General features: G+C 69.8%; 20 protein-coding genes. 6 read left to right on the top strand and 14 right to left on the bottom strand.

The features are described from left to right. Nucleotides 1-3: 3 nt before the first annotated feature. The 8 genes from groL to ABZX12_RS11025 are packed head-to-tail and all read right to left on the bottom strand — an operon-like array spanning nt 4 to nt 8,527. On the bottom strand, nt 4-1,653 hold the full coding sequence (gene groL, locus ABZX12_RS11060) for a chaperonin GroEL (protein WP_355692008.1): 1,650 nt from the start codon (nt 1,651-1,653) through the stop codon (nt 4-6). Between the two features lie 19 nt (nt 1,654-1,672). Beyond that, nucleotides 1,673-2,698, bottom strand: a complete 1,026-nt coding sequence (locus tag ABZX12_RS11055; protein ID WP_355692006.1) for an NAD(P)-dependent alcohol dehydrogenase — start codon at nt 2,696-2,698, stop codon at nt 1,673-1,675. Continuing rightward, complete coding sequence (locus ABZX12_RS11050; RefSeq protein WP_355692004.1) at nt 2,695-3,405, bottom strand: iron-sulfur cluster assembly protein; 711 nt, start codon at nt 3,403-3,405, stop codon at nt 2,695-2,697. The genes ABZX12_RS11055 and ABZX12_RS11050 overlap by 4 nt, the downstream gene beginning before the upstream one ends. Continuing rightward, nucleotides 3,402-4,433, bottom strand: coding sequence for an amidohydrolase family protein (locus tag ABZX12_RS11045; RefSeq protein ID WP_355692002.1), 1,032 nt, complete (start codon nt 4,431-4,433; stop codon nt 3,402-3,404). The genes ABZX12_RS11050 and ABZX12_RS11045 overlap by 4 nt, the downstream gene beginning before the upstream one ends. Before the next feature lie 10 nt (nt 4,434-4,443). After that, complete coding sequence (gene mimD / locus ABZX12_RS11040) at nt 4,444-4,779, bottom strand: propane 2-monooxygenase effector subunit MimD (protein ID WP_355692847.1); 336 nt, start codon at nt 4,777-4,779, stop codon at nt 4,444-4,446. 2 nt (nt 4,780-4,781) lie between these two features. After that, the gene (locus ABZX12_RS11035; protein WP_355692001.1) at nt 4,782-5,879 is read right to left on the bottom strand and encodes an aromatic/alkene monooxygenase hydroxylase subunit beta; all 1,098 of its coding nucleotides are present in this window, start codon (nt 5,877-5,879) and stop codon (nt 4,782-4,784) included. Between the two features lies 1 nt (nt 5,880). Continuing rightward, complete coding sequence (locus ABZX12_RS11030) at nt 5,881-6,900, bottom strand: 2Fe-2S iron-sulfur cluster-binding protein (protein WP_355692000.1); 1,020 nt, start codon at nt 6,898-6,900, stop codon at nt 5,881-5,883. Nucleotides 6,901-6,910: 10 nt separating this feature from the next. After that, a complete protein-coding gene (locus ABZX12_RS11025; RefSeq protein ID WP_355691998.1) occupies nt 6,911-8,527 on the bottom strand; it encodes a hypothetical protein in 1,617 nt (538 codons plus the stop codon). Between the two features lie 149 nt (nt 8,528-8,676). On the opposite strand from ABZX12_RS11025, the gene ABZX12_RS11020 reads away from it, so the two are divergent. Further along, nucleotides 8,677-10,374 (top strand): helix-turn-helix domain-containing protein, encoded by a 1,698-nt coding sequence (locus ABZX12_RS11020; protein ID WP_355691996.1) that lies wholly within the window; start codon nt 8,677-8,679, stop codon nt 10,372-10,374. Here the strand turns inward: ABZX12_RS11020 and ABZX12_RS11015 are convergent. Together ABZX12_RS11015 and ABZX12_RS11010 are read right to left on the bottom strand one after the other, a co-directional pair. Further along, nucleotides 10,367-11,665 carry a BNR-4 repeat-containing protein gene (locus ABZX12_RS11015; RefSeq protein ID WP_355691995.1) on the bottom strand — a complete coding sequence of 433 codons (1,299 nt, stop codon included), beginning with the start codon at nt 11,663-11,665 and terminating at the stop codon, nt 10,367-10,369. The two genes, ABZX12_RS11020 and ABZX12_RS11015, sit on opposite strands and share 8 nt — an antisense overlap. A 56-nt stretch (nt 11,666-11,721) precedes the next feature. Beyond that, nucleotides 11,722-12,621 carry a TIGR03619 family F420-dependent LLM class oxidoreductase gene (locus ABZX12_RS11010; RefSeq protein ID WP_355691994.1) on the bottom strand — a complete coding sequence of 300 codons (900 nt, stop codon included), beginning with the start codon at nt 12,619-12,621 and terminating at the stop codon, nt 11,722-11,724. Nucleotides 12,622-12,700: 79 nt separating this feature from the next. Here ABZX12_RS11010 and ABZX12_RS11005 point away from each other — a divergent pair, with 79 nt between their 5' ends. Both ABZX12_RS11005 and ABZX12_RS11000 read left to right on the top strand, forming a co-directional pair. Then, nucleotides 12,701-12,856 carry a hypothetical protein gene (locus ABZX12_RS11005; protein WP_355692864.1) on the top strand — a complete coding sequence of 52 codons (156 nt, stop codon included), beginning with the start codon at nt 12,701-12,703 and terminating at the stop codon, nt 12,854-12,856. Continuing rightward, entirely contained in the window at nt 12,801-13,334 is a 534-nt protein-coding gene (locus ABZX12_RS11000; RefSeq protein ID WP_355692846.1) for a LysE family translocator, read from the top strand. The genes ABZX12_RS11005 and ABZX12_RS11000 overlap by 56 nt, the downstream gene beginning before the upstream one ends. On the opposite strand, the gene ABZX12_RS10995 is transcribed toward ABZX12_RS11000, so the two are convergent. Further along, nucleotides 13,331-13,903: an NADPH-dependent F420 reductase gene (locus tag ABZX12_RS10995; RefSeq protein ID WP_355691992.1), complete on the bottom strand. Its 573-nt coding sequence runs from the start codon at nt 13,901-13,903 to the stop codon at nt 13,331-13,333. The two genes, ABZX12_RS11000 and ABZX12_RS10995, sit on opposite strands and share 4 nt — an antisense overlap. 79 nt (nt 13,904-13,982) lie before the next feature. Here ABZX12_RS10995 and ABZX12_RS10990 point away from each other — a divergent pair, with 79 nt between their 5' ends. Continuing rightward, nucleotides 13,983-14,465, top strand: coding sequence for a MarR family transcriptional regulator (locus ABZX12_RS10990; RefSeq protein WP_355691990.1), 483 nt, complete (start codon nt 13,983-13,985; stop codon nt 14,463-14,465). Here ABZX12_RS10990 and ABZX12_RS10985 read toward each other — a convergent pair. Beyond that, entirely contained in the window at nt 14,443-15,474 is a 1,032-nt protein-coding gene (locus tag ABZX12_RS10985; protein ID WP_355691988.1) for an L-idonate 5-dehydrogenase, read from the bottom strand. The genes ABZX12_RS10990 and ABZX12_RS10985 overlap by 23 nt on opposite strands. A gap of 121 nt (nt 15,475-15,595) precedes the next feature. Between ABZX12_RS10985 and ABZX12_RS10980 the strand changes: the two genes are divergently transcribed. Next, complete coding sequence (locus ABZX12_RS10980; protein WP_355691986.1) at nt 15,596-18,877, top strand: LodA/GoxA family CTQ-dependent oxidase; 3,282 nt, start codon at nt 15,596-15,598, stop codon at nt 18,875-18,877. Nucleotide 18,878: 1 nt separating this feature from the next. Continuing rightward, nucleotides 18,879-20,060, top strand: coding sequence for an FAD-dependent oxidoreductase (locus ABZX12_RS10975; protein ID WP_355691984.1), 1,182 nt, complete (start codon nt 18,879-18,881; stop codon nt 20,058-20,060). A 118-nt stretch (nt 20,061-20,178) separates the two neighbouring features. On the opposite strand, the gene ABZX12_RS10970 is transcribed toward ABZX12_RS10975, so the two are convergent. Further along, nucleotides 20,179-20,319: a hypothetical protein gene (locus ABZX12_RS10970; RefSeq protein WP_355691983.1), complete on the bottom strand. Its 141-nt coding sequence runs from the start codon at nt 20,317-20,319 to the stop codon at nt 20,179-20,181. Between the two features lie 43 nt (nt 20,320-20,362). After that, the gene (locus ABZX12_RS10965; protein WP_355691981.1) at nt 20,363-23,788 is read right to left on the bottom strand and encodes an error-prone DNA polymerase; all 3,426 of its coding nucleotides are present in this window, start codon (nt 23,786-23,788) and stop codon (nt 20,363-20,365) included. Nucleotides 23,789-23,833 lie beyond the last annotated feature (45 nt).

Below are 23,833 nucleotides of genomic sequence, written 5' to 3'. Positions count from 1 at the left end.
ATCTCAGTAGATGTTCGAGGGCCGGACCATGCCCTCGGCCAGGTCGCCGAAGCCCGGGGCCAGGATCGCGCCGGGGTTGCCGACGACCTCCTCGACCACCGCGGTCTCGGTCGTGATCAGCAGCGCCGCGATCGACGCCGCGCTCTCCAGGGCCGCGCGGGTCACCTTCAGCGGGTCCATCACGCCTTCGTCGAACATGTCGTCGTAGTGCCCGGTCAGCGCGTTGAACCCGTGGCCCAGCGGCAGGCTCGCCACCTTCGCGACGACCTCGTCGCCGTCGTACCCGGCGTTGATCGCGATCCACCGCAGCGGCTCGGGCAGCGCGCGCCGGACGACCTCGCGGCCGATCGCGTCGTCGCCGGTGAGCTCGACGCGCGACACCGCCTCCTGCGCCTGGACGAGCGCCGTACCGCCGCCGGCCACCACGCCCTCCTCGACCGCCGCCCGGGTGGCGGCCAGCGAGTCCTCGACCCGCAGCATCCGCTCCTTGAGCTCGACGCTCGTCGCGCCGCCGACCCGGATCACGGCCACCCGCCCGGACAGCCGCGCCATCCGCAGCTGCAGGCTGTCCCGGTCGGCGTCGATCCGGGCCCGCTCGAACTGGGTCTCGAGCTGCCGCAGCCGTGCCTCGACGAGCGCCGGGTCGCCGTGCCCGCCGACGATCGTCGTACTGGCCTCGCTGATCGTGATCCGGTCACAGGTGCCGAGGTGCTCCAACGCCACCTCGGCGAGCTCGAGCCCGGTGTCCTGCGCGATCACGTGCCCGCCGAGCGCCACCGCGAGGTCTTCCAGCTCGGCGATCCGCCGGTGCCCGAAGCCGGGGGCCCGGACCACGACCGACTGCATCGTGCCGTGCATGTTCCCGCCGACCAGGAACTGCAGCGCCGGCCCGGTGACGTCCTCGGCGAGCACGACCAGCGGCCGGTCCGCGCGCTTGGCCACCTCGACCGTCGGCATGATGTCCTGCACCTGGTTGATCTTGCGGTTCGTGAGCAGGACCAGCGGGCGCTCGTGGACGGCCTCCATCCGCTCCTTGTCGGTGACCATGTACGCCGAGGTGTAGCCGTGGTCGAACTCGATCCCGTCGACCACCTCGACCGACATCCCGAGCTCGTCGGACTCCTCCGTGGTGACGACGCCGTTGCGCCCGACCCGCTCGACCGCCGCGGCGATCACCTCGCCGATCGACTCGTCGTCACCGGCGGCCATGGTCGCGATGTGCCGCAGGTCCTGCCCGCCGCCGACCTCGGCCGCCCAGGACCGCAGCGTCGCCACCACCACCGGTACGGTCTGCTCGATGCCGCGGCGGACCCGCATCGGGTTGGCGCCGGCGTCGACGGCCCGCAGGCCCTCGCGGACCATCGCCTGGGCGAGCACCGTCGCGGTCGTCGTCCCATCGCCGACCACGCCGTTGGTCTTCATCGCGACTTCCTTCACCAGCTGGGCGCCCATGTTCGCGAACGGTTCGCGCAGCTGGATCTCCCGGGCGATCGTCACCCCGTCGTTGGTGATCGTCGGCGGCCCGGTCAGCTTCTCCAGGACGGCGTTGCGTCCCTTCGGTCCCAGCGTCACCTTCACCGCGTCGGCCAGGGTGTTCACCCCGGCCTCGAGCAGGCGTCGTGCTTCTTCGTCGAACCGCAGTTCCTTGGCCATGGTCGGGCCGCCCTTCGGGTTATGGGATGAGAATCGCCCGGCCGCGGACCAGTCCGCGGTCGAGGTCGTCGATCGCGGACTGGAAGTCGGTGAGCGGGTACTTGCTGGTGTGCAGGGTGACCCTGCCCTGCGCGGCCAGAACCATCAGCTCCTGCAGGTCGGTGTAGGAGCCGACCAGGTTCCCGACGAAGTTGATCTCGGTCGAGATGACGTCGATCGTCGGTACGACGAGGTCTTCGCCGTAGCCGACGACGTAGTAGTTGCCGGCCCGGCGCAGCATCGCCACGCCTTCCGCGGTCGCCCCGCCCTCGCCGACGAAGTCCACCACCGCCTCGGCGCCGCGGCCGCCGGTGAGCTCCAGCACCTGCTGCACCTGGGTGCCGTCGGCAACGATCCCGTGGTCGGCGCCGATCGAGACCGCGAGCCCGACTGCGGCGGGGTTGCGGTCGACGACGACCAGCGTCGCCGCCGAGATCGCCTTCAGCACCTGGATCCCGATGTGCCCGAGCCCGCCGGCGCCGATCATCACGCACACGTCGCCCGGGCGCAGCGTCCGCGCGGCCTTGCGCACCGCGTGGTACGCCGTCAGCCCCGCGTCCGCGAGCGCCGCGACGTCGGACGGTTCGAGACTGTCGTCGATCCGCACCACACTGCGGGCGGTCGTCTTCAGGTACTCGGCGTACCCGCCGTCGGTGTCGATCCCCGGGAACCGGCTGTTCTCGCAGTGCACGTCGTCGCCGAACCGGCACGCACGGCACAGGCCGCAGGTGACCAGCGGATGCAGGATCACCTTGTCGCCGGGCTTCACGTTCGTGACCGCGTCGCCGGTCGCGTGCACCCAGCCGGCGTTCTCGTGCCCGATCGTGTAGGGCAGCACCACGCCGGACTTCGCGGCCCACTGTCCTTCGAGGATGTGCAGGTCGGTCCGGCACACCCCGGCTCCGCCGATCCGCACGATCACGTCGAGCGGCCCCTCGACCTTCGGCTCCGGTACGTCGTCGAGCCGCAGACCTGTGTGATAACCGACCACCCGGACCGCTCTCATGCTGTGCTCCCGTATCTCGTAGCCAACAGTCCACGACAGAAGTGCGCGTTGCCCTCCATCGAGATCCGCACCGACTTCGCGAACCGCAGCCGGAGCGGAACGTCCTCGGGAGCCAGCGGCTGCCCGTCCTCGGACACCACCAGCGGATCCGCAGGCCGTACGCCGAGCCCGACCGCGACCCGGCGGCGCAGCAACGCCTCCTTGTGCGACCCCGCGGGGACGTCGGCCAGCGTGACCCGGTGGAGATCGTCCACGGTCACGTCGGTGGTCCGCAGAAGCTGCTCGGCGCACCGTTCCATCGCCGCGGTGTGCGCCTTGCGGTGGAAGATCTCCCGCAGTTCGTCGAGGCTTTCCTCGGCCTCGACGCCGAACGTTCCGACGTACCCAGCGTCCGCGGCCAGGCCGGCGTTGATCTTGTCCGAGTCGTGGTGGTCGTCCAACTGGACGACCACCTGCCCGATCCGCTCCACCTTCCGGAGGGCGTCCAGTGCGTCGGACGCCATCAGGTAGGCGAAGTTCGGCGAGCAGAACGACGTCGGCAGCCGCAGGTGCACGGTGACGCACGGGTTCTCGATCCGGATCGAGCGGACGAAGCCGAGCTGGGTGATCGGCTCGTCCAGCTCGGGATCCGTCACCGCCGACAGGGCCGCCAGCACCTTGTCGGACAGTGACGTGCCGGACGTGGCGGACGTGGCGACCGCGATCATGGCCGCGCGCCCGCAGCCACCTCGACGGAGGCGTCGCCGGCCTCGGTCGGCAGCCGCAACTCGGCCGGTACGTCGAGGTCGTACATCGCCGCGGCGTTCAGGCCGAGGATCTTCTTCTTCTGCGCCGTGGTGATCGGCGCGTACTCGGTCAGCTCCTCGGGGATCTGGAAGTCGACGAACTTCTCGACCAGCCACTTCGGCGTCCACAGGGCGTAGTCGCTGGAGAAGAAGATCTTGTCCTCGCCGAGCCAGTAGAGCAGCTCCCCGATGATCTGGGCGAAGTACTTCGGCCGGGTGTGGATGAACGGCATCGCGACCGCGAGACCGCCGTACACGTTGGACTCCTGGGTGGCGATCCAGCAGAAGTCCTCCAGCCGCGGCAGGCCGACGTGCTCGACGACGAAGTTCAGGTCGAGGTAGTCGGTCGCGACCTTGTCGATGTCCGCGACGTCGAACGCGTCCCGGTCCAGCGGGCGGATCGTGGGGCCCTTGTGGATGTGGATGTTGTGGATCCCGAGCTCGAGACACTCCTCGAGGTACCGCCGCGACCACGGGTCGTCGAGCTTGTAGCCGCGCGAGTCGCCGTGCCACTCGGCGGTGTAGAGCTTGACGCCCTTCAGGTGCATCCGCTCCGCGTCCCGGCGGAGTTGTTCCAGGCCCGCTTCCCCGTTGCGCGGATCGTAGGCGTGGTTGTACGTCAGCTTGTCCGGATGCTCCTGCGCCAGCCCGAACGCCTCCTCGGTCTGCCCGAACCCGTTGCGGTAGAACTCGCCGAGGATCGCCGGCTGGAAGATCGCGTGGTCGACGTAGCCGTCGTCGAACAGGTCCTTCATCAGCCGCTGGCCGCCGTAGTAGGTGTAGGTGTCGTAGTCCCACAGGACCTCTTCCGGGCTGAGGTTCTTGTGGTAGTCGTAGAAGCAGTCGATGAACTGCTTGCCGTGGATGTTCTTGTGGTTCGCCGCCCGCCCGTCCCACAGGGCGATGTGCGCGTCGACCACGAAGTACTTCTCGCCGTCCTTGTCGTACATGCGTGCCCTCCTAGTGGGCGGTGAGGTCGAAGCCGATGTACTCCGCGGCGTCCTCCGGGCTCGCGAACAGCAGCGTCCGCTCGTCGAGGTGGACCATCCGCCCGTAGTGCGTCGAGCTGATCTCCTCGAACACCGACCCGTCGAACTCCGACCCGAGCGCGTCGGTCAGCTCGGCGTAGTCGAAGTCCAGGACGCCGGTGCCGTCGACGCGGATCATCGAGGGGTACTCGGTCAGCTCGACGCCGTCCTTGGCGCCCATCACCCGGGCCACGACCCGGCCGATCGGCGTGTTCATCAGGGTCACACCGCACTTGTTGGAGAATTCGGTGTCGGATCCGAACTGCATGCTCACTGGTCCAGCTCCTTCGGAACGTCGAGCCCGAGGTCCTCGAGCAGGGAACGGAACTTCTGCTTGGCCGCGTCCAGGCTGACCGCGAACGTGACCGACTTGTCGGCCGGCTGCGACCAGATCGGCTGCAGCGCGAGCGCGGCGTCGAGGCAGCGCGGCACCCAGATCGCGAGCCATTCGCCGAACAGTGCCTTGTTGTCCTCGCCGTACTCGGCGTCGCGGGTCAGCAGCCGGAACAGGCCGCGGGTGTAGCCGAGGTCGCGGTCGTAGTCGTGCTCGCCGGTGCCGACGATGGTCGGCGTGATGTAGTCGCCGTTGCGGGCGGCGATCTGCATCACCAGCTCGGTCCGGAACAGCGAGCCGACCAGCTGCTCGAACACGATGTTGGTGGCGAACAGCAGCTGGCACCAGTCACCGACGGCGGTCAGTCGCTCGACCACCTCGCGGGTCGGTTGCCACTCCGGCGCCGACTTCCAGACCTCCTTGTGCGCGGACCCGTCGAACGGTACGTCGGCCTCGGCGAGGTCGAGGTTGAACAGCGCGAGGTCCTGCGCGAACCGCATCTTGTGCGCGGCGTTGACCGCGACCGCGGTGTTGATCATGTTCGTCGGACCGGACCGCTGGATGCTGGTGAAGACATGCAGCGCGAGCCCGTTCTCGGCGTGCATCCAGGCGCCCAGGTTGCGCTCGACGAACTTCAGCCAGGCCGGGTTCCAGCTGTCGTAAGCCCTGGCCCGCTTGGCGTTCTGCAGGCACAGGTCGACCTGCCGGACGACCGCGGAGTTGTTCCGGTAGATGGTCTGGTTCCACTCCTCGTTCGGGTCGAGGAACGCGTGCCAGTTCGACGACTTCGCGGCCGTCCACTCCTTCGGGTAGCCGCCCGGGCCGTCGCCGAAGCCGTAGATCCAGCCCTGCGTCAGGTGCCGGTCGGGGTCCGGCTGGACGTCGACGGTGACGTCCTCGTACATCGTCGCGCGCAGCTTGGCCGGCTTGTAGTAGTTGTAACTGCGGCTGGTCGAGCTGGGGAACTCGAGTGCGCCGGCCTCGGAGTCGGTGAACTCGATCCTCGGGAAGCTGCGGTGCTTGGTCTGTGTCATCTCAGACTCCATCGGTAACGGGGCTGGTGAACTTGTCGTAGAAGACCTGGTCCTTCGGTACGGCGTGGTTGTCGAGCAGGGCGAGCGCGGCGTCGACCATCGGCGGCGGGCCGCACAGGTACGCCTCGCACTTGCCCAGCTGCGGCTCCCGGCGGTCGACGACCTCGGTGACGTTGCCGACCTCGTACTCCCCCTCGGGCGACTCGGACAAGCAGGGCACGAACTCGAAATCGGTCAGCGTCGCCCCGAGGTCGCGGATCGCGTCCAGGTAGAAGAGGTCGGCCGCCGTCCGGGCGCCGTAGTAGAACCGGACCGGCCGGGTGCTGCCGGTCCCGGCGAGGTGCCGCAGGATGGACAGGATCGGCGCCATCCCGGCACCGCCGGCGATACAGACGACCGGCAGCACGTGGCCGTCCTTCAGCGTCGACGAGCCGTACGGACCGGTCATCGACAGCTCGTCGCCGACCGCGAGGCCGTCGTCGAGCAGCCCGGAGAACCGGCCGCCGGGGTACTTCTTGATCAGGAACTCGATCTCACCCGCCGGGGTCGTCGCCATCGAGAACGACCGGTGCTCGTCGGTGCCGGGGATGGTGAGGTCGACGTACTGCCCGGGCTTGAAGTCGAACTCCTCGGCGGGCTTCAGCCGCAGCGACACGATGTCCCGGGTGACCGGCTCGATCGCCGTGACGACGGTCGTCACGGTGCGGATCGGAATGCCGCCGAGCAACTCGTCCTCGTCGAAGTTCAGCAGCTCGATCGTGCAGTCGCTGAACGCATGTGACTTGCAGAGCAGCACGTAGCCTTCCGCGACTTCGGCGTCGTTGCAGGCGAACGTCGAGTAGCGCTCCATCTGGATGTCGCCCTCGAGCAGGTACGACTTGCACGCCGAGCACTGACCCTCGCGGCAGCCGTGCATCAGGTGGATGCCCTGCCGGAACGCGGCGTCGAGGATCTTCTCGTCCTCGTCGACCTCCATCTCGATGCCGACCGGTTCGAACTGGATACGATGTTTGTCGGCCACCCGGACCACCTCAGCCCGCGCGGTACGCCGCGACGTGCGCCTCGCGGTCGGCGTCGGACATCTCGTTCAGCAGCACGTTCGGGCTGTTGAAGGTGTTGCCGCGGACGTCGTCGAGGGTCCACATCTTCTGCGGGTCCAGGTCGAGGTGCGGCTGCCCGATCAGGGTCTTGCCGTCGTCACGGACGTACCCGAGGTCGGAGACGATGTCGGCCAGGTCCTTGCCGTGGTGCAGGGTCTCCCACTCGCGGAACCCGGTCAGCCGGCCCATGTTCGGCGTCGACCGGCCCTCGTACTCGCCGCGGAACGCGACCGCGTCGGTCCAGTAGCAGGTCTCCGAGCAGTACGTCCGCCACTGGTCGTCGACCTTCTCGACCACCATGTCCTCGCGGATCAGCGCCGGCACCATGCAGGTCCAGCAGCGGTGCGGGTACTGGTAGCCGACGTCCTCGAAGGCGATCGGCTTGTTCCGGCCCGGGTAGGCCAGCCGGTTGTAGTTCTCCCACCACTTGCCGTACTTCGAGTACCAGCCGGGGTACTTCTCCTCGAACCACGCGAAGTCCGTGTCGGTCATCGCGTCGATCCGCCAGTAGTTCACCGGCCAGCCGGTGGCGAAGAACCGGGCCACCTCGTGCACGTAGCCCTTGTTGGTGATCCGGTTCCACGCTTCCTCGACCAGATCGTGCGGAATCGTGAGGCCGTACTTCTCCAGCGGCAGCAGGTAGCTGCGGTAGTAGTCGTCGTAGATCCAGCGGCGCCACATCTCCGCATAGCTCTCACGATCCTTACGGCGATCCTTCGTGCCGTACTCGATGAACGTGCCGATGGCCGCGTCCACGACACAGTGGTTGTTCCACCACGCGTAGCGCAGATCGCGCTCGAGCAGCGGGCGGTTGCGTTCGTCGGCGAGCGCCATCAACAGGATCGAGTACCCGTTGCTGATGTGCCGCGACTCGTCGGACTGCACCGAGTGGAACACCGTCGGCAGCAGGTAGTCGCCGTTCGCGGCCGCCTCGTCGGGCATCGCGACGAACAGCGTGTTGGTGAACGCAGTCTCGGCGACCACGGTCAGGTAGATGTTCGCGGCGGTGATCGCGTCACCGGTGATGAACCCCTCGCCGAACTGCCGGCCGATGGTGCCCGCGTAGTTGTTCGCGAACGCCTTCTCGGTCATGTCGAAACCGGCCGGGTCGATGTAGTTGTTCATGTACAGCTTCTTGAGGTTCATCTGGATCGTCGAGTGCCGGACCTCGTCGATCATCTGGACCGCGAGCCCGTTGTGGATCTCCGGGTTCGGTACGGCGTCGATCGCCATCGGCATCGCCCGCGCCGCCGAGATCTCCGGGAACGGGATGATGCTCAGGAACAGCTTCTGCCACTCCAGCCAGCGCTGCTGGACCTGGCGGAACATGTTGCCGCGGATGGCGCCGTCCATGGCGCCGTACACGCGGTTGTCCTTCTCCTCCTCCATCGGGAAGTACGACCGCATGATCTGCTTCAGCGGGTCCTTCTTCGGCGCCTTCTCGAACGTGTAGTCGGTGCCGAACCGGGTCGCCGGGGTCGCGAAGGTCGGCTCCCACGAGAGCTCGGTGATCTTCGCGTGGGCCTTGGTGAGACTCTGCCTGCTCATGTGCCTGCCTCCAGGGGTCGGGCTGTTGGCAGGAATGAAAGCGGGCGGGCGCAGGCGCTGCTGTCTCAATGTGAGATACCGGTCACACGGTTGCGGAACTACCTTGAGGGGTGTTCGCTGGCCTGACCCGTCGATGCAGGAGGTGGGAGATGCCGTCCAGCCGATCGGTCCGCGACTCGATCCTGTTGTCCTGGCAGCGCTCCGAGGCGTCACTGGTCGACGCCGACCAGCCCTCACCGGCGTACTTCGCGGGGATCGACGTGGACACCACGCTCACCCGGGCCGCCCGGCCGGTCATCGACGCGCTGGCCTCGGAGCTCACCAACGAGCCCGTCTGCATCATCCTCACCGATGCCAAGGGCATCGTCCTGGACCGTCGCGGCGGCGATCCGGGGCTGATCCGCAAGCTCGACTCGGTCGACCTGTGCCCCGGTTTCACCTATGCCGAGTCCGAGGTCGGCACCAACGGGATCGGCACCGCCCTCGAGGTCGGCGGCCCGATCCTGGTGCTCGGTCCCGACCATTACAGCGGTGTACTGCGGCGTTTCGCCTGCGCGGGCGCACCGATCACGCACCCGGTGACCGGCGGCCAGCTCGGCGTCCTCGACATCACCACCCAGGCCCAGAACTCGAACGCGGTGCTGCTGTCGTTCGCGAAACTCGCCGCCCGGCGGATCCAGGAGCGCATCGTCGAAGAGGCGAACGCGCTCGACCAGGCCCTGCTCAGCGACTACTACGCGGCCTGCCGGCACACCGGTGGATCGGTCATCGCGCTCGGCGACGAGGTCTTCATGATCAACGCGCACGCCCAGGCGCACTTCGACTCCGCCGACCAGGCCGCGCTGATCGACCGCACCCGGGACGCCCGCGGCGGGACCAGGCCGCGCACGTTCCTCGCCGACCTGCCGAGCGGGATCACCGCGCGGCTCGCCTACCAGCCGACGTTCCTGGGCCACCGGCTGGCCGGCGGAATCGTCCAGGTCCGCGAGCAACGAGCCGGGCTCCGGAACGCCGCCGGTCCGTCCCGGGTGCCGTCGCTGCCCGGCGTGGTCGGCACCAGTGCTCTGTGGCGGCGCACCACCCAGGAGGTCCTGGAGTCCGCGAGCCGGGCGGAGTGGATCGTCGCCGAAGGTGAGCCGGGCACCGGCAAACTGACCCTGCTGCGGGCGGTGCACAACTACTCCAGGTCCGGCAACCGGCTCGCGATCGTCGACGCGGACGATCCCGCACTCGTCACCGCCGTCGCGAGCGAACTCGAGTCGGGCTCGGACCTGGTACTGCGGCACGCGCACCTGCTGTCCATCGACGCAATCCACGCCCTGGTCGACGTCCTGCAGGGCGTCCGCGACAGTCTCGCCGAGGATCCGTGGATCGCGCTGACCGTCGCCACCGGTCAGTCCGGTGCGCAGGACGAGCTCGACACCCAGCTGTTGCGCTTCTTCCCGCGCACGGTCGCCGTACCGCCGTTGCGGCATCACCTCGACGACGTCCAGGCGCTCGTGCCGCACCTGCTCGCGCGCACCGGAGTCGCCGGAGTGACGCTCTCCGCGGCCGCGATCAGCCAGTTGATGCGGCTGCCGTGGCCGGGCAACGTGACCCATCTGCGCACGGTCCTCGCCGAGGTGGCACGACGCCGCCGGTCCGGTGTCGTGGAGCTCGACGGCCTGCCTGCCGAGTGCCGCGCGACGACGCGCCGGCACCTGACCCGGATCGAAGCGCTCGAACGGGACGCGATCGTCGACGCGCTGGCCGCCCACCAGGGCGACAAGGCGGCCGCCGCGACCGCGCTCGGCATGTCGCGGGCGACCATCTACCGCAAGATCCGCGACTACGCGATCGTCACCTGAGGCGGTCGAGCAGGACGACCTCGCAGTCGTAGTGCTGCGACGCGGTCATGTGGCCGCGGAACCAGAGCAGCGGGACCCGGCCGGGGTCGCCGGGGGCGACGATCGGGCGGAGGTTGTCGCCGGTCGAGTTCTCGGTCACCGGCGTCCACGTCCAAGTGGCCCCGGCATCGGTCGTCCGGCCGTGGAAGATCTCGTGGTGCTTCAGCGCGGCGCCGTCGCGCGGGTCGATCGGCGTCGAGGCGTAGAGCGAGTCCAGGTCGTACGGGTCGATCGCGACCAGTCCTGTGTAGTCGTTCTCGTGCACGAGCAGACCGTGGCCGGCCTTGGCCAACTGGCGGACCTGCCAGATGCCTTCGTCAAGGCGCGCGTAGAAGAAGCGGTGGTCCGGCACCGGGTGCTCCCGGCCGAATGCGTCCTCCGGCTCGTCTGGCGTGTCGTGCCGGGCCAGGAGGACTGCCGCGACCTCGTCGCCGACGCGGCGGATGTCGACCGTCCAGCAGTGCGTCATCGGCTCGCCGTCCCAGACCGAGTCCGCGGCGAGGAGCGTGGTCAGTTCGACCTGCGACGGCGCGTCGGCGTCGAGCGCGTGGGGATCCACCACGGTCCCGTCGGCGCGATGCAGCGCGCCGGCTTCCAGGTAGCCGTGGTAGATCGAGTTGTTGTAGTCGCGCGGGTGGTGATCCGTCGTGATCAGGTCGATGCGGGCCGGCTCTGAAGAACTGGAGACGTACCGGGTGTAGCCGTTGACGTAGCCGACCTTGGGGCGGGTGAAGAGCTTCCCGGCGTACGCCCAGGTGTCGCCCTCGTCGTCGGACACCAGCGCACACGGGTCGTCGTTGACGGCTCGCGCGAAGCAGTAGAGGCGGCCGTCGAGCTCGTGCAGGTTCGAGTACGTGACGCCGCGGCCGCCGGTGAACTCGCTCCAGTCGAAGGTCTGCTCCGGGCCCCACGTGCGCGGGTCTCCCGGCTCGCTGATCCGCCACCGGGTCAGGTCGTCGGTCTTGTGCTTGGTGTACACGGCCAGCCAGCGTCCGTCGCGACGCCGCCACAACGCCGGTACGTCGTGGTCGTCGGCCTCGAACCGCTCGTGCAGGACGACGACGTCGGTGGCGCCGGACCGCAGGTCCACCACGGTCAGCTCGACATTGCCCGCCCGCCCGTCGCCGCCGGGGCCCTCGGGCGCCGCGATCGATCCGGCGACCAGCACGCCGGCGTCCGGATCCACCACCGCCCGCTCGTCCTGGAACCAGCACCAAGCACCGTTGTCGTTGATCACCCGAGCCGTGTCCATGGGTCCTCAGTCTGTCAGCTTCCGGCCAATATGGGTAAGCGCTTGCCAGTATCTGGTCAGATCGAGCGGCGCAACTGGGCGAGCAGGCCGAGCTGCTCGTCGACGTCGTCGGCGGAGTCCCAGAACACGTGGTCGCCGCCGGTCCCCGAGAGCCGGCCGAGATCCTCGAGCACGCGCTCGAGGCCGCCGGTCAGCGGCGCACGACCGTCGCCGGGCGACGCGCTCAACCCGCCGTTGACCCGGACGACGACAGGGAGTGCCGACGGGTCGTGGCCCGCCTTCGCGGCCGCGGTGCGGAAGGTGGCGACCGCCCCTTCGAGCATCTCCCAGCTCGTCATGATCAGGTTCAGCCCGACGCCCATCCGCCCGGCCCGCTCGATCGCCGCGGGCGCCATCGCTCCGGCGAGCAGCCTGACACCGCCCGGAGCGGCCGGTTTCGGGCCGACCCACGAGGACGCGATCTTGTAGAACGCTCCGTCATGCGTGACCGGGTCGGGACCCCAGACAGCGCGCACCGCACTGATGTGCTCCTCCATCCGCGCCCCGCGCCGTTCGGTCGGGACGCCGGCCGCCTCGAACTCGGCGACCATCCAGCCGACGCCGACACCGGCGAGCAGCCGGCCGCCGCAGAGCTGGTCGAGCGTCGCGAGCCGGCGTGCGAGCACGATCGGGCTGTGCAGGAGCAGGTCGAGCACGCTCGTCCCGAGTGTGATCGTGCTCGTCCGCGCTGCGACGTAGGCCAGCGTCTCGAGCGGGTCGTACACGCTGCGGTAACTGTCCGGAAGCAGCGTCGGCTCGGTGCTGCCGATGCCGATCGCCCCGTCGACCGGACTCATCAGCCGCTCGAACGTCCAGATCGAGTCCAACCCGATCCGCTCGGCCTCCTCGGCCGCCCGCGCGATCGCCGCCGCGCTCGTCCCCGCCCCGGAGGTCGGCAGTCCCAACCCGAGTTTCATCTCAGCTCCCGTCGTCACCGCCCATCTCACCGCGGCAACCTTTCAATCCGCTGTCACGGCGCCGTGCGACGATCGGGGTATGCCGATCGATCAGCATCTCCTGCTCGCGTTCCTGCTGACCACGACGATCGCGATGATCACGCCGGGACCCGACATTGTTGTTCGTCCTCGGCTGCGGCATGCGCAGCGGCCCGCGGGCCGGCCTGCTGGCGACAGCCGGGGTGGCGACGAGTGAGGCGGTGCACGTCGCGGTCGCGGCCGCCGGGCTGGCCGCCTTGTTCGCGGCGGTGCCGGTCGCGTTCACGACGGTGCGGATCGCCGGCGCGGCGTACCTGGTCTATCTGGGTGTCCAGATGATCCGGCACCGCAACGATCCGGTCGACGAGGCGCCGGCCGGTCGGGCCGCGATGTCCGGGCGGAAGGCGTACCTCGCCGGGCTGACCACGAATCTGCTGAACCCGAAGATGGTCACGTTCACCATCGCGTTCCTGCCGCAGTTCGTGGTGCCGGCGCAGGGGCACGTGTGGCTGCAGTTCGCGGTGCTCGGCGCGATCCTGATCGTCCTGGAGTTCCTCGTCGACGGGACGGTCGGCCTGCTGGCCGGGCGGATCGGGGGCTGGCTGCGCACCCGCCGTACCGCCCGGCGCCGGATCGACACCGCGACGGGCGGCATCTTCATCGGGCTCGGCGTCCGCCTGGCCCTGCTGCGCTAGACGAGCGCCAGACCGCCGGTCCAGGCGACCTTCTCGCCGACGGCGAGGGTGAGCTGCAGGAAGCCGGCGGCCTCGAGCTCACGGGCGCGCTTGAGCGCACCGGCGTCGACCGTCCGCAGGCCACCGGCCGAGACGATGCCGGCCAGCAAGGCCTTGGCGTCCGCGTCGTCGCCGGCGATCAGGACGGTCGCCGGCGCCTCGCCGGCCTTCCCGGTCGCGACCGTGGCGGCGAAGTTCGTGTTGAAGGCCTTCAGCACCGTCGAGTCCGGGAGCTTCGCGGCCAGCTCGGCCGCCGCGGAGCCGTCCGCCGGGACCACCAGCGAGTCGAAGGTCTCGAAGTTCAGCGGGTTGCTGATGTCGACGACGATCTTGCCGGCCAGTTGCTCGGCACGGTCGGCGAGCACCTGGTCGAAGGCCGGGTACGGCGTCGCGAGGATCACGACCTCACCGGTGACCGGCTTGTCCTTGTCGGTGGAGTTGAACAGCTCGACGGTGTTGCCGCCCCTGGCGACGACCGTCGCGATCGCCTGTCCCATGTTCCCGCTGCCGATGATGCTGACGTGCGTCATGCTCTCGCTCCTTTTGGTTGTACCTTCAACTATCACGATAGCGCATGATGGTTGTAGCTACAACCATTAGGATGAGGTCGTGAGCACCCGATGGCTGGACGACACCGAGATGACCGCGTGGGTGCGGCTGGCCGCCGTACTCGAACTGCTGCCCGGCGTTCTCGACTCGCAGCTGCGCCGGGACGCGGAGCTGACCCACTACGAGTACTACGTGCTGGCGATGCTGTCCGAGGCGCCGAAACGGACGCTGCGGATGACCGCGCTCGCCCAGCGGACCAACGCCACGCTCCCCCGGCTGTCACATGTGGTGAAGCGCCTGGAGGACCGTGGCCTGGTCGAGCGGTTCCCGTGCCCGGAGGACGCCCGGGCCACCAACGCGCGGCTGACCGCGCCCGGCTGGAAGAAGATCAAGGCGACCGCGCCCGGCCACGTCGAGACGGTCCGGCAGCACGTGATCGACGTACTCACGCCGGAGCAGATCTCCCAGCTCGCCGCGATCACCGGGGCGATCCTGGAGTCGGTCGACCCCGACGGCAACCTCAGCGCTGTGTATCGCCGCTGAGGTCGAGCAGCACCTTCGACGCGACCGTCCGGTCACTCGCGAGATCGAACGCGGCGCGCGCCTCGTCGAGCGGGAACGCGTGCGTGACGATCGGGTCGACGGACAGCCCGTCGGCGAGCAGCGCGATCGCGGTGTCGAACTCGTGGTCGAACCGGAACGCGCCGGTCAGCGTCAGCTCGCGGGTCATCAGCAGGCTCCCGGCGAACGCGGTGTCCCCGCCCGGCAACGAGCCGACCTGGACGACGGTGCCGCCGCGACGTACCCGTTCCAGACAGGTCCGCAGCCCGCCCGCCGTACCCGATGCCTCGATCGCGACGTCGATCTCGTCCGGCCAGTCCGTCGTATCGGCCCGGATCGTCTGCGTCGCGCCGACCTGGGACGCCAGCGCCAGCGGGGCTTCGTGCAGATCCGTCACGACGACCTCGGCCGCTCCCGCCTGCCGCAGCGCCGCGGCCACCAGCAGACCGATCGGGCCTGCGCCGGTGACGAGCGCACGCTTCCCGTCCACGGCTCCCTCGCCGGCCTGTCGTACGGCGTGGATCGCGACCGACAACGGCTCCGCGAGCACGGCGGTGCGCAGCGCGAGCTCGGCGGGCAGCACGCGCACCTGGTCGGCCCGGACGATCAGCTCCTGGACGAATCCGCCCTGGATGTGCGGATCGCGGGCCGCGCTGCCCAGGTAGCTGCTGGAGGCGCAGATGTTGCGGCGGTCCCGGGCGCATTCCGGGCACGCGCCGCACGGTGTCGCCGGGTGGATGCCCACCGGCGTACCGGCCGGGAGATCGCCTCCGCTGATCCGGCCGACCACCTCGTGCCCGAGCACCAGCGGTTCGCGGATCCGGAAGTTCCCGACGCCGCCGTCGTGGTAGTAGTGCAGGTCCGATCCGCAGATCCCGCCGTACTCGATCCGCACCGCGACCTGTCCCGCCCCGGGCTCTCCGGCCGGCCGCTCCTCGACCCGCAGGTCCCCCGCGGCATGCACCACACAGGCGTACACGTCATCCACCATCCCGGAAATCGCTGTCCGCCCGACCTTATCCGCCCGCGCCGCCGGGCAACTGCGGTGTATCGCGAGGTGGTCCTGGATCCTCCGTCCGGGTAGGGGCGGACCAACGTGGGGGGAGACAGGCATGGCGACGACGTACAAGATCCATCCGGCGATCGGTATCGCGCGGGTCGGGAACAGTCCGGACGAGTTCTTCGTCGGACCGGAACGACTCCGCGAACGGCCCGAGCCGGCGGGTGGGTTCAAGGACGCGCAGTGCCGGGTCAAGCGGCAGGCGGCGCGGTTCCGGATCTTCGCGCACCACGACGACGGCAGCGTCGAGGAGCTCACCGACGCCACCGCCGAGATCTCCTGGACCGTGCATCTGGTGAACGCCAAGGCCGCGCACCCGAACCGCGGCAACAGCGAGCCGGCCGGTCAGCTCACCATCGACCCGGGCCCGCGGACGCTCACCGGGCCGGACCAGCGGGAACTGTTCGACACCGGCACGATCGACTTCTCCGGGCAGCCGGCGGTGTCGGTTCCGCTCGGCGAGATCCGCAGCGACGACGACAACCACCTGCTCGTCCTCGGCGGGCACGGGACCTCCGCATCGCCGGCCGGCAACGTGATCGGCAGCTTCTGGGGCAACGCCGGCTGGTACGACGACGTGTCGGACGGACCGGTCACGGCGACCATCACGCTGCGGGCGGACAACTCGTCACCGGCGGTCGAAGGCGCCTGGGCGATCGTCGCGCCGCCCAAGTTCGCGCCGCACCAGGACAGTGTGACGACGCTGTACGACCGGGTCCTGCAACGGATGATCGACCTCGGGCTCGCGGCGGCGCCCACCACGACGTCGTACACCGAGGACGTCTACCCGATCCTGCAGCGCGCCCGCGACATGCGCTGGGTGGAAGGGATCTTCGGCGCGCACAGCTGGCCGGACCCGGTCACCGCGCAGCCGCTCGTCGACGCGATCTTCGCGCGGCTCCGGCCGCCGGGCGACATGCCCCGGCTCAACGGGGGCGATTCCGCGCTGACGCCGACGCAGTACGCGCACCTGCAGCGCTGGCAGGCCGGCAACTACGCCGCCGACTGGACCGGAGTACCGCAGCCGCAGACCGATCTGACCCCGGACGGTATGGATCGCGCGGCGCTCGAGGCCTGTGTCGGCGGCGCGTTCTTCCCCGGGATCGAGGCCGGCGGGCTGTCCGCCGGCGACCGGCCGATCATCGAGACGTCGTACGCCGAGGCGTTCCGGCTCGCGTCCTCGGTCGGCGCCGGCACGATCAGCCAGGCGATGGCGCTGCCGTGGCAGGCCGACTTCAAGGCCTGCGGTGACAACTGGTGGCCGGTCCCCCGGCCCAACGACGTCATCGCCCAGGACACCGGCAGCCCCGCCCGCTGGGACCGCGACGTCACCAGCATGGACGACATGGTGACGCTGTGGCACACGCTCGGCTTCGTCGTCGAGCAGGGGTCCGAGCATGTCGAGGTCGAGCACTGCGACGAGGCGTCGATCACGCTGCTCACGCCCGAGCTGCGGTTCGTCGACGTACCGCAGGGGCCGATGGGCATGGTCCGCGAGGCCGCGCTGGCGATCACGTTCGAGGTGCTGTCGCCGGGGTCCGCGGTGACGCTCGACTACGCGCCCGGAGGTGCGCCGGCGCATCCGCAGCTGGTCGCCGCGACCGCCTCGGTCACCGTCGGCCCGACCGCGCCCAACGGAGTCGCGACCGCTCGGCTGTGGGTCGTGTACCGCACCGGCGCGGCACCGTCGTCGATCCCGCCGCAGGTCCTCACGGTCCAGGAAGCCGCGTCCGGTCAGACCTGGCAGGTGACTGTCACCGGCAACACCGTCGCGCGGACCATGGCAGCTACGGCCTTGGTGCTGGATCGGTCCGGCAGCATGAGCGAGGACCGCGGCGACGGCCAGAGCAAGCACGTCGCGCTGCAGCAGGCCGCGAACATCTTTGTCGACCTGATGCTCGAAGGCGACGGCGTCGGCATCGTCCGCTACAACGAAGACGCGCAGCCGCTGCAGTCCGTCCTCGAACTCGGCCCCGGCGGCCTGTCCGACGTGAACCGCAATGCGACCCACGACACGATCAACGGCACCGGGCTCGATCCGCAGGGGGCGACGTCGATCGGCGACGGGATCTTCGAGGGCCGCGCTCTGCTCGACGCGGCGCCGCCGTACGACGTGAAGTCCCTGGTCGTTCTCACCGACGGGATCGAGAACAGCCCGCGCTTCATCGCCGACGTCGCGGCGCAGATCAACGAGCGCACGTACGCCGTCGGTCTCGGGCAGCCGCAGAACATCAGCGTCCCTGCGCTGCAGACGATCTCCGGCAACAACGGCGGGTACCTGCTGGTGACGGGCGCGATCACCACCGACAACCGGTTCCTGCTGCAGAAGTACTTCCTGCAGGTGCTGGCTGGGATCAGCAACGCCGAGGTGGTGCTCGACCCGGACGGGGAGCTGACGGTCGGCGCGGTGCACCGCATCCCGTTCCAGCTGTCCGACGGGGACTCGGGCGTGGACGTCGTCCTGCTGACGCCGCGGCCGGACGCCGTCGACTTCCGGCTCCAGACGCCGAACGGCCTGCTGATCGAACCGTGGCGGGCGCAGTCGGAGCCGGCGATGCGGTACGTGACCGGGGACGGCGTCGCGTACTACCGGATCACACTGCCCGTCCAGCTCCGGCCCAACCGGTTCGACCAGGCAGGGACCTGGCACGCGTTGCTGACCATCGGCCGGCCCCACACCGGGAGGACTCCAGATGACTCCGACGGCGTCGACCTGTCGATCCTTCGCGGCCGCGCGCATCCGGCCGTGCACGCTGCTCCGCCCGCGCGGCGTCCGTTCGAGTTCGAGCGCGCGTTCGCAGTGGCTCAGGAGCCTGCCGTCGGCGAGCAGCCCGGACGGCGCGGTCTTCCCTACAGCCTGGTCGTGCACTCCTACTCGAACGTGTCGTTGCGCGCCACGGCCGACCAGCGATCCTTCGAGCCCGGCGCCTCGGTGACGATCAACGCTTCGCTCACCCAGTCCGGTGTGCCGGTGTCCGGGGATCCTTACGTGTGGGCGGAGGTGACGCGGCCGGACGGATCCGTCGTGACGGTCGTGCTCGATCCGTTCGCGGCTGGGGAGTTCGAGGCGAGCTTCCGTACGACGGCTCCGGGCGTTTACCGGATTCGGGTGCGGGCTCGCGGGCGCACTCGGGTCGGGCGGCCGTTCACGCGGGAGCGCTTGCTGACCGCGGCGGTGTGGCGCGGCGGTGACAACCCGCCGCCGGCCGGCGGTGGCGACTCCTGCTGCTGCGAGTTGCTGTGCTGTGTGCTCAAGGGCTTCGACGACAAGCTGATCGAGCGGTTGCGGCGCCTAGGGTTCGACCTCGACGCGATCCGCAAGTGCGGCTGCTGACATGGTCACGACGTACGACGTCGTTGTCGCCGGCGGTGGTCCCGCCGGCGCAGCGACCGCGTTGCGGCTGGCGCGCGCCGGGCACAGCGTCGCGTTGCTGGAGCGCAGCCGTTTCGAGCGGCCGCGCGTCGGCGAGACGCTTGCCCCCAGCATCCAGCCGCTGCTGCGGGAGCTCGGCCTGTGGTCGCACTTTGTTGCCGCAGGCCACATTCCGTCGTGGGGGACGCGGAGCCTGTGGTCAGGACCGGCCGCCGAGCATTCGCACCTGATGAGCGGCTACGACTCGGGGTGGCACGTCGACCGCCTGACCTTCGACCGGATGCTCTTCGACGCGGCCGGCGAGGCGGGCGTGTCGACGTACCTCGGTTCGTCGCTCAGCTCCTGCTCGTACGACGGGACCTGGCAACTCGCCTGCCCCGACGGCAGCCGGCTGAGCGCCCGAGCCATGATCGACGCGACCGGCCGCTCGGCCACGATCGGCCGATCACTCGGCGCCCGCCGCATCGCCTTCGACCGGCTGGTCGGGATCACCACGCGCTGGGACGGCGTCGAGGTGGCGAACGAGCAGTACCTGCTGATCGAGGCGGCTGCCCACGGCTGGTGGTACACCGCACCACTGCCGGACAACGCCCTGATCGCCATGCTCATCACAGACACCGACCTCAGCCGCCACCACCACCTGGCCACTCCCAACGGCTGGACCAGCCACCTCCACACCACCAGCGCAACCGCCCATCGTCTACACACCGCCGGCACGCTCCCGCCATACCCCGGCGGCACCGCACCGACCGCTCCGTCGGTGCAATCCGCCGCCCCGCGCCCGTCGTGCTCCGGCGGTCCTGCGCCGCGGGTCTACTCGGCGGCCAGCCAGCGGTTGATCCGGCCGGACGACTTCCGGCCGTGGCTGGCCGTCGGCGACGCCGCTCTGGCCGTCGACCCGGTGTCAGGCAGCGGCGTGCCCCGGGCCCTCCGCACCGCGAAGGCCGCGGCCGAGGCGGTCAGTCGCCTGCTCGCCCACCCCACCGACCCCAGGCCGATCACCACCTACGAGTCCGACCGCAACGCCGAATGCACCACCTACCTGACCACCCGCGCCAGCTACTACAACGCCGCCGCCCATCACCCCACGCCCTTCTGGACCCGCCGCCGGACCCCCGTTCCTCGAGTCGTGGAATACGGCTGACAACCTGTTCGTCGAGTCGTGGGATGTGGCTGTGGAAAGCGACCACGATCCACGACTCGGTGTTCCCGCCACGAACCAATTGCCACGACTCGGCGTGCGAGCGGCGTACGCGGGTGCGTCAGGCGTGGAGGGTGGGGCGGTAGGTGAGTTCCTGGGTATGGCCGTCGACCGTGTGGCTCTCGAGGAGTTCGAGGTCGAAGTCGGCCGCGCCACGGAAGAGCGGGTCCTCGCCGCTCTTCCCGGTGATCACCGGGAACACGGCCGCCACTGTCGCGTCCGGCCAAGCCTGGATCCGACACTCGTCATCTGAAGTCGCGGGACTTGGTGCGGGCGGCCAGGGGCAGGTGTTGGAGGTGCTCGGCGGACAGGTTGGTTACTTCGCCGGCGCGTTCCACGCGGCCCCGGATGATGAGGGCGGCGGCGTTGCGGGCCACGGCGGCGTGGTGGTGCCAGCAGCCGACGGTGATGACGATGTTGGCCATGCCGGTCTCGTCCTCGAGGTTCATGAACGTGACGCCCGACGCGGTGGCGGGGCGCTGGCGGTGGGTGACGACGCCGGCGACCCGGACGCGGGCGCCGTTCGGGGCGTTGCGGAGCTCGGCCGCGGACAGGATGCCGTCGGCGCGGAGTTGCTCGCGGACGCGTTGCATCGGATGGCTCGTGGTGGTGATCGAGGTGGACCACAGGTCGGCCATGTCGGCCTCGATGTCACTCATCCCGGGCAGCGTCGGCGGCGGACCGGCCGCCGTGATGCCGGCCAGTTGGCCCGGGCGCTCCTCGGCGGCGCGACCCGCCTCCCACAGCGCCTGCCGCCGGTCGAGCCCGAAGCAGTCGAACGCCCCCGCGGTCGCCAGCGCCTCGACCTGGGCCGCGGTGATCCCGGTCCGCCGGACCAGGTCGGCCATCTCCGTGAACGGCCCGCCCCGCTCCCGCTCCTCGACGATCAGCTTCGCGCCCTTCTCCCCCACCGTACGTACCTCGGACAGCCCGAGCCGGACCGCGAACGCGCCGTCCCGCCGATGCACCGTGGTGTCGAACGGAGCCTGCGGGTCGAACGGGCCCACCACCGGCTGCGGATCCGCCAGGCACGCGTCGAGACCGGTCGGCCCGGTCAGCTCCTGCCCCTCGACCAGCAGCTCGAGCCCCGCGTCGACACCCGAGAGGTGCAGGTGCGGGCGGCGCACCTCGACACCGTGCCGGCGGGCGTCGGCGACCAGGGACTGCGGTGAGTAGAAGCCCATCGGCTGCGCCCGGAGCAGCGCGGCCAGGAACGCGGCCGGGTAGTGCAGCCGCAGCCAGGTGCTGGAGTAGACGAGCAGCGCGAAGCTGATCGAGTGCGACTCGGCGAACCCGAAGTTCGCGAACGCCTCGATCTTGGCGTAGATCTCGTCGGCCAGCTCCCCGGTGATCCCGTTGCCCGCCATCCCGGCGTACAGCTTGTCCTTCAGCGACGAGATCTTCTCGATCCCGCGTTTGGACCCCATCGCGCGGCGCAGCAGGTCGGCCTCGTCGCCGTCGATCTCGCCGACCGCCATCGCCATCTGCATCAGCTGCTCCTGGAACAGCGGCACGCCCATGGTCCGCTCCAGCACCGGCCGCAGCTTCGGGTGCAGGTAGGTGATCGGCTCCTCACCGGTCCGGCGGCGGATGTACGGGTGCACGGCGCCGCCCTGGATCGGGCCGGGCCGGATCAGCGCGATCTCGGTGACCAGATCGTAGAACCGTCGCGGCTTCAGCCGGGGCAGCGTCGCCATCTGCGCGCGGGACTCGACCTGGAACACGCCCACCGAGTCCGCCCGGCAGAGCTGGTCGTAGACCCCGGCCTCCTCCCGCGGGATCGTGTGCAGCTCCCAGGACTCCCCGATCTGCTCGCGGACCATGTCCAAGCAGTACTGCAGCGCGGCCAGCATGCCGAGCCCGAGCAGGTCGAACTTCACCAGCCCCATCCACGCGCAGTCGTCCTTGTCCCACTGCAGGACCGTCCGGTTCTCCATCCGGGCGTGCTCGATCGGCACCACCTCGCCGACCGGACGCTCGGTCAGCACCATGCCGCCGGAGTGGATCCCGAGGTGCCGCGGGAACTTCAGCAACTCGGTCGCCATCGCCACCACCTGCGGCGGGATGTCGTGCTCGGTCGAGGTGATCTCCGGGCTCCAGCCGTCCACCTGTTTCGACCACGCGTCCTGCTGACCGACGGAGTACCCGAGCGCCTTGGCCATGTCCCGGACGGCGGACTTCGGGCGGTAGGAGATCACGTTCGCCACCTGGGCGGCGTTGTGCCGGCCGTACTTGGCGTAGACGTGCTGGATCACCTCCTCACGGCGGCCGGAGTCGAAGTCGACGTCGATGTCCGGCTCCTCGGCGCGAGTGGTGGCCAGGAACCGCTCGAACGGCAGGTTGTAGAGGATGCTGTCCACCGCGGTGATCCCGAGCGCGTAGCAGACCGCGGAGTTCGCCGCGGATCCCCTGCCCTGGCAGAGGATCCCGTGGTCATGGGCGAACCGGACGATGTCCTCGACGATCAGGAAGTACCCCGGGAAGCCCTTCTCCTCGATGACGTCGAGCTCCCGCTCCAGCCGCTCGTACGCATCCGGGCGCTGCTCGCGCGTCCCGTACCGCTTCGCGGCCCCGCGGAACGTCAGCACCCGCAGCCACGACATCGGCGTCTCCCCCTCCGGTACGTCGCGCAGCGGCAGCTTCGGCTTCGCCCGGGCGAGGTCGAACGCGAGCTGGTCCGCCAGCGTCACCGACCGCGCCACCGCCCCGTCGTACCGCCGGAAACGGGCGGTCATCTCGGCGCCGGACCGCACGAACGCCATCCCGCTCGACGGCAGCCAGCCGTCCATCGCGTCCAGGTCGCGACGGGCCCGTACGGCGGCCAGCGCGGCCGCCAGTTTGTGCTGCGCCGGGGTGGCGTAGTGAACGTTGTTCGTGGCAACTACCGGGAGGTCGCGGTCGGCGGCCAGGCCGGCCAGGACCCGGTTCCGGGTGGTGTCGGCGGGGAGGTGGTGGTCGATCAGCTCGACGACCACCCGGTCCTTGCCGAACAGCGCGGTCAGCCGGTCCAGCTCGCGCCCGGCCGCGGCCGGGCCGTCGGCGCGCCCGCCGAGCTCGAGCGCCTGCCGGACCAGTCCCTTGCGGCAGCCGGTCAGGATCACCCAGTGGTGACGGCCTTTCTCGGCCAGCCGCTCCAACGAGTAGACCGGCTTCCCCTTCTCCCCACCGGCCAACTGCGCCTCGGTGATCTCACCGGCCAGCCTGTGGTATCCCTCTTGCCCCTCGGCCAGCACCAGCAGGTGGCTGCCCTCCGGATCGGCCACCCCGTTCTGCGGGCCGGTCAGATCCAGCGACAACTCGGCGCCGAACACGGTCGGCAGCGAGTACGCCGCCGCGGCCTCGGCGAACCGCGCCGCACCGTAGAACCCGTCGTGATCGGTCAGCGCCAGCGCGTGCAGCCCTTGCCGGACGGCAGCCTCGACCAGGTCCTCGGGCTGGGAGGCGCCGTCCAGGAAGGAGAAGTTCGAGTGCACGTGGAGCTCGGCATACGGCACGACGTGCTCAGGGCGATGCACCACGTCAGGCACATACGGCCCGCGATGCTGCGACCAGGCAGGACTGTCCCCGCCGTCCGCCGTCACCGGACGACCACCATGGCTGCCCGGACGCGAGCGATCCGACAACCTACGCTCGAGCTCCGACCACTTGATCGGCGGATTGTTGTAACCCACGCAACCATATTAGAACATGTGTTCCCATGAGCGAGCTCAGGCCAG

Origin of the sequence: Kribbella sp. NPDC003505, from assembly GCF_040610875.1 — a bacterium.
In the GTDB taxonomy this organism is placed as follows: Bacteria; Actinomycetota; Actinomycetes; order Propionibacteriales; family Kribbellaceae; genus Kribbella.
This window is presented reverse-complemented; position numbering and strand designations above follow the sequence as displayed.

Excerpts from the sequence above, each read along its gene's own strand:
- groL (WP_355692008.1), bottom strand. The coding sequence starts at position 1,653 with ATGGCCAAGGAACTGCGGTTCGACGAAGAAGCACGACGCCTGCTCGAG.
- ABZX12_RS11055 (WP_355692006.1), bottom strand. The coding sequence starts at position 2,698 with ATGAGAGCGGTCCGGGTGGTCGGTTATCACACAGGTCTGCGGCTCGAC.
- ABZX12_RS11050 (WP_355692004.1), bottom strand. The coding sequence starts at position 3,405 with ATGATCGCGGTCGCCACGTCCGCCACGTCCGGCACGTCACTGTCCGAC.
- ABZX12_RS11045 (WP_355692002.1), bottom strand. The coding sequence starts at position 4,433 with ATGTACGACAAGGACGGCGAGAAGTACTTCGTGGTCGACGCGCACATC.
- mimD (WP_355692847.1), bottom strand. The coding sequence starts at position 4,779 with ATGCAGTTCGGATCCGACACCGAATTCTCCAACAAGTGCGGTGTGACC.
- ABZX12_RS11035 (WP_355692001.1), bottom strand. The coding sequence starts at position 5,879 with ATGACACAGACCAAGCACCGCAGCTTCCCGAGGATCGAGTTCACCGAC.
- ABZX12_RS11025 (WP_355691998.1), bottom strand. The coding sequence starts at position 8,527 with ATGAGCAGGCAGAGTCTCACCAAGGCCCACGCGAAGATCACCGAGCTC.
- ABZX12_RS11020 (WP_355691996.1), top strand. The coding sequence starts at position 8,677 with ATGCCGTCCAGCCGATCGGTCCGCGACTCGATCCTGTTGTCCTGGCAG.
- ABZX12_RS11015 (WP_355691995.1), bottom strand. The coding sequence starts at position 11,665 with ATGGACACGGCTCGGGTGATCAACGACAACGGTGCTTGGTGCTGGTTC.
- ABZX12_RS11010 (WP_355691994.1), bottom strand. The coding sequence starts at position 12,621 with ATGAAACTCGGGTTGGGACTGCCGACCTCCGGGGCGGGGACGAGCGCG.
- ABZX12_RS11005 (WP_355692864.1), top strand. The coding sequence starts at position 12,701 with ATGCCGATCGATCAGCATCTCCTGCTCGCGTTCCTGCTGACCACGACG.
- ABZX12_RS11000 (WP_355692846.1), top strand. The coding sequence starts at position 12,801 with ATGCGCAGCGGCCCGCGGGCCGGCCTGCTGGCGACAGCCGGGGTGGCG.
- ABZX12_RS10995 (WP_355691992.1), bottom strand. The coding sequence starts at position 13,903 with ATGACGCACGTCAGCATCATCGGCAGCGGGAACATGGGACAGGCGATC.
- ABZX12_RS10985 (WP_355691988.1), bottom strand. The coding sequence starts at position 15,474 with ATGGTGGATGACGTGTACGCCTGTGTGGTGCATGCCGCGGGGGACCTG.
- ABZX12_RS10980 (WP_355691986.1), top strand. The coding sequence starts at position 15,596 with ATGGCGACGACGTACAAGATCCATCCGGCGATCGGTATCGCGCGGGTC.
- ABZX12_RS10975 (WP_355691984.1), top strand. The coding sequence starts at position 18,879 with ATGGTCACGACGTACGACGTCGTTGTCGCCGGCGGTGGTCCCGCCGGC.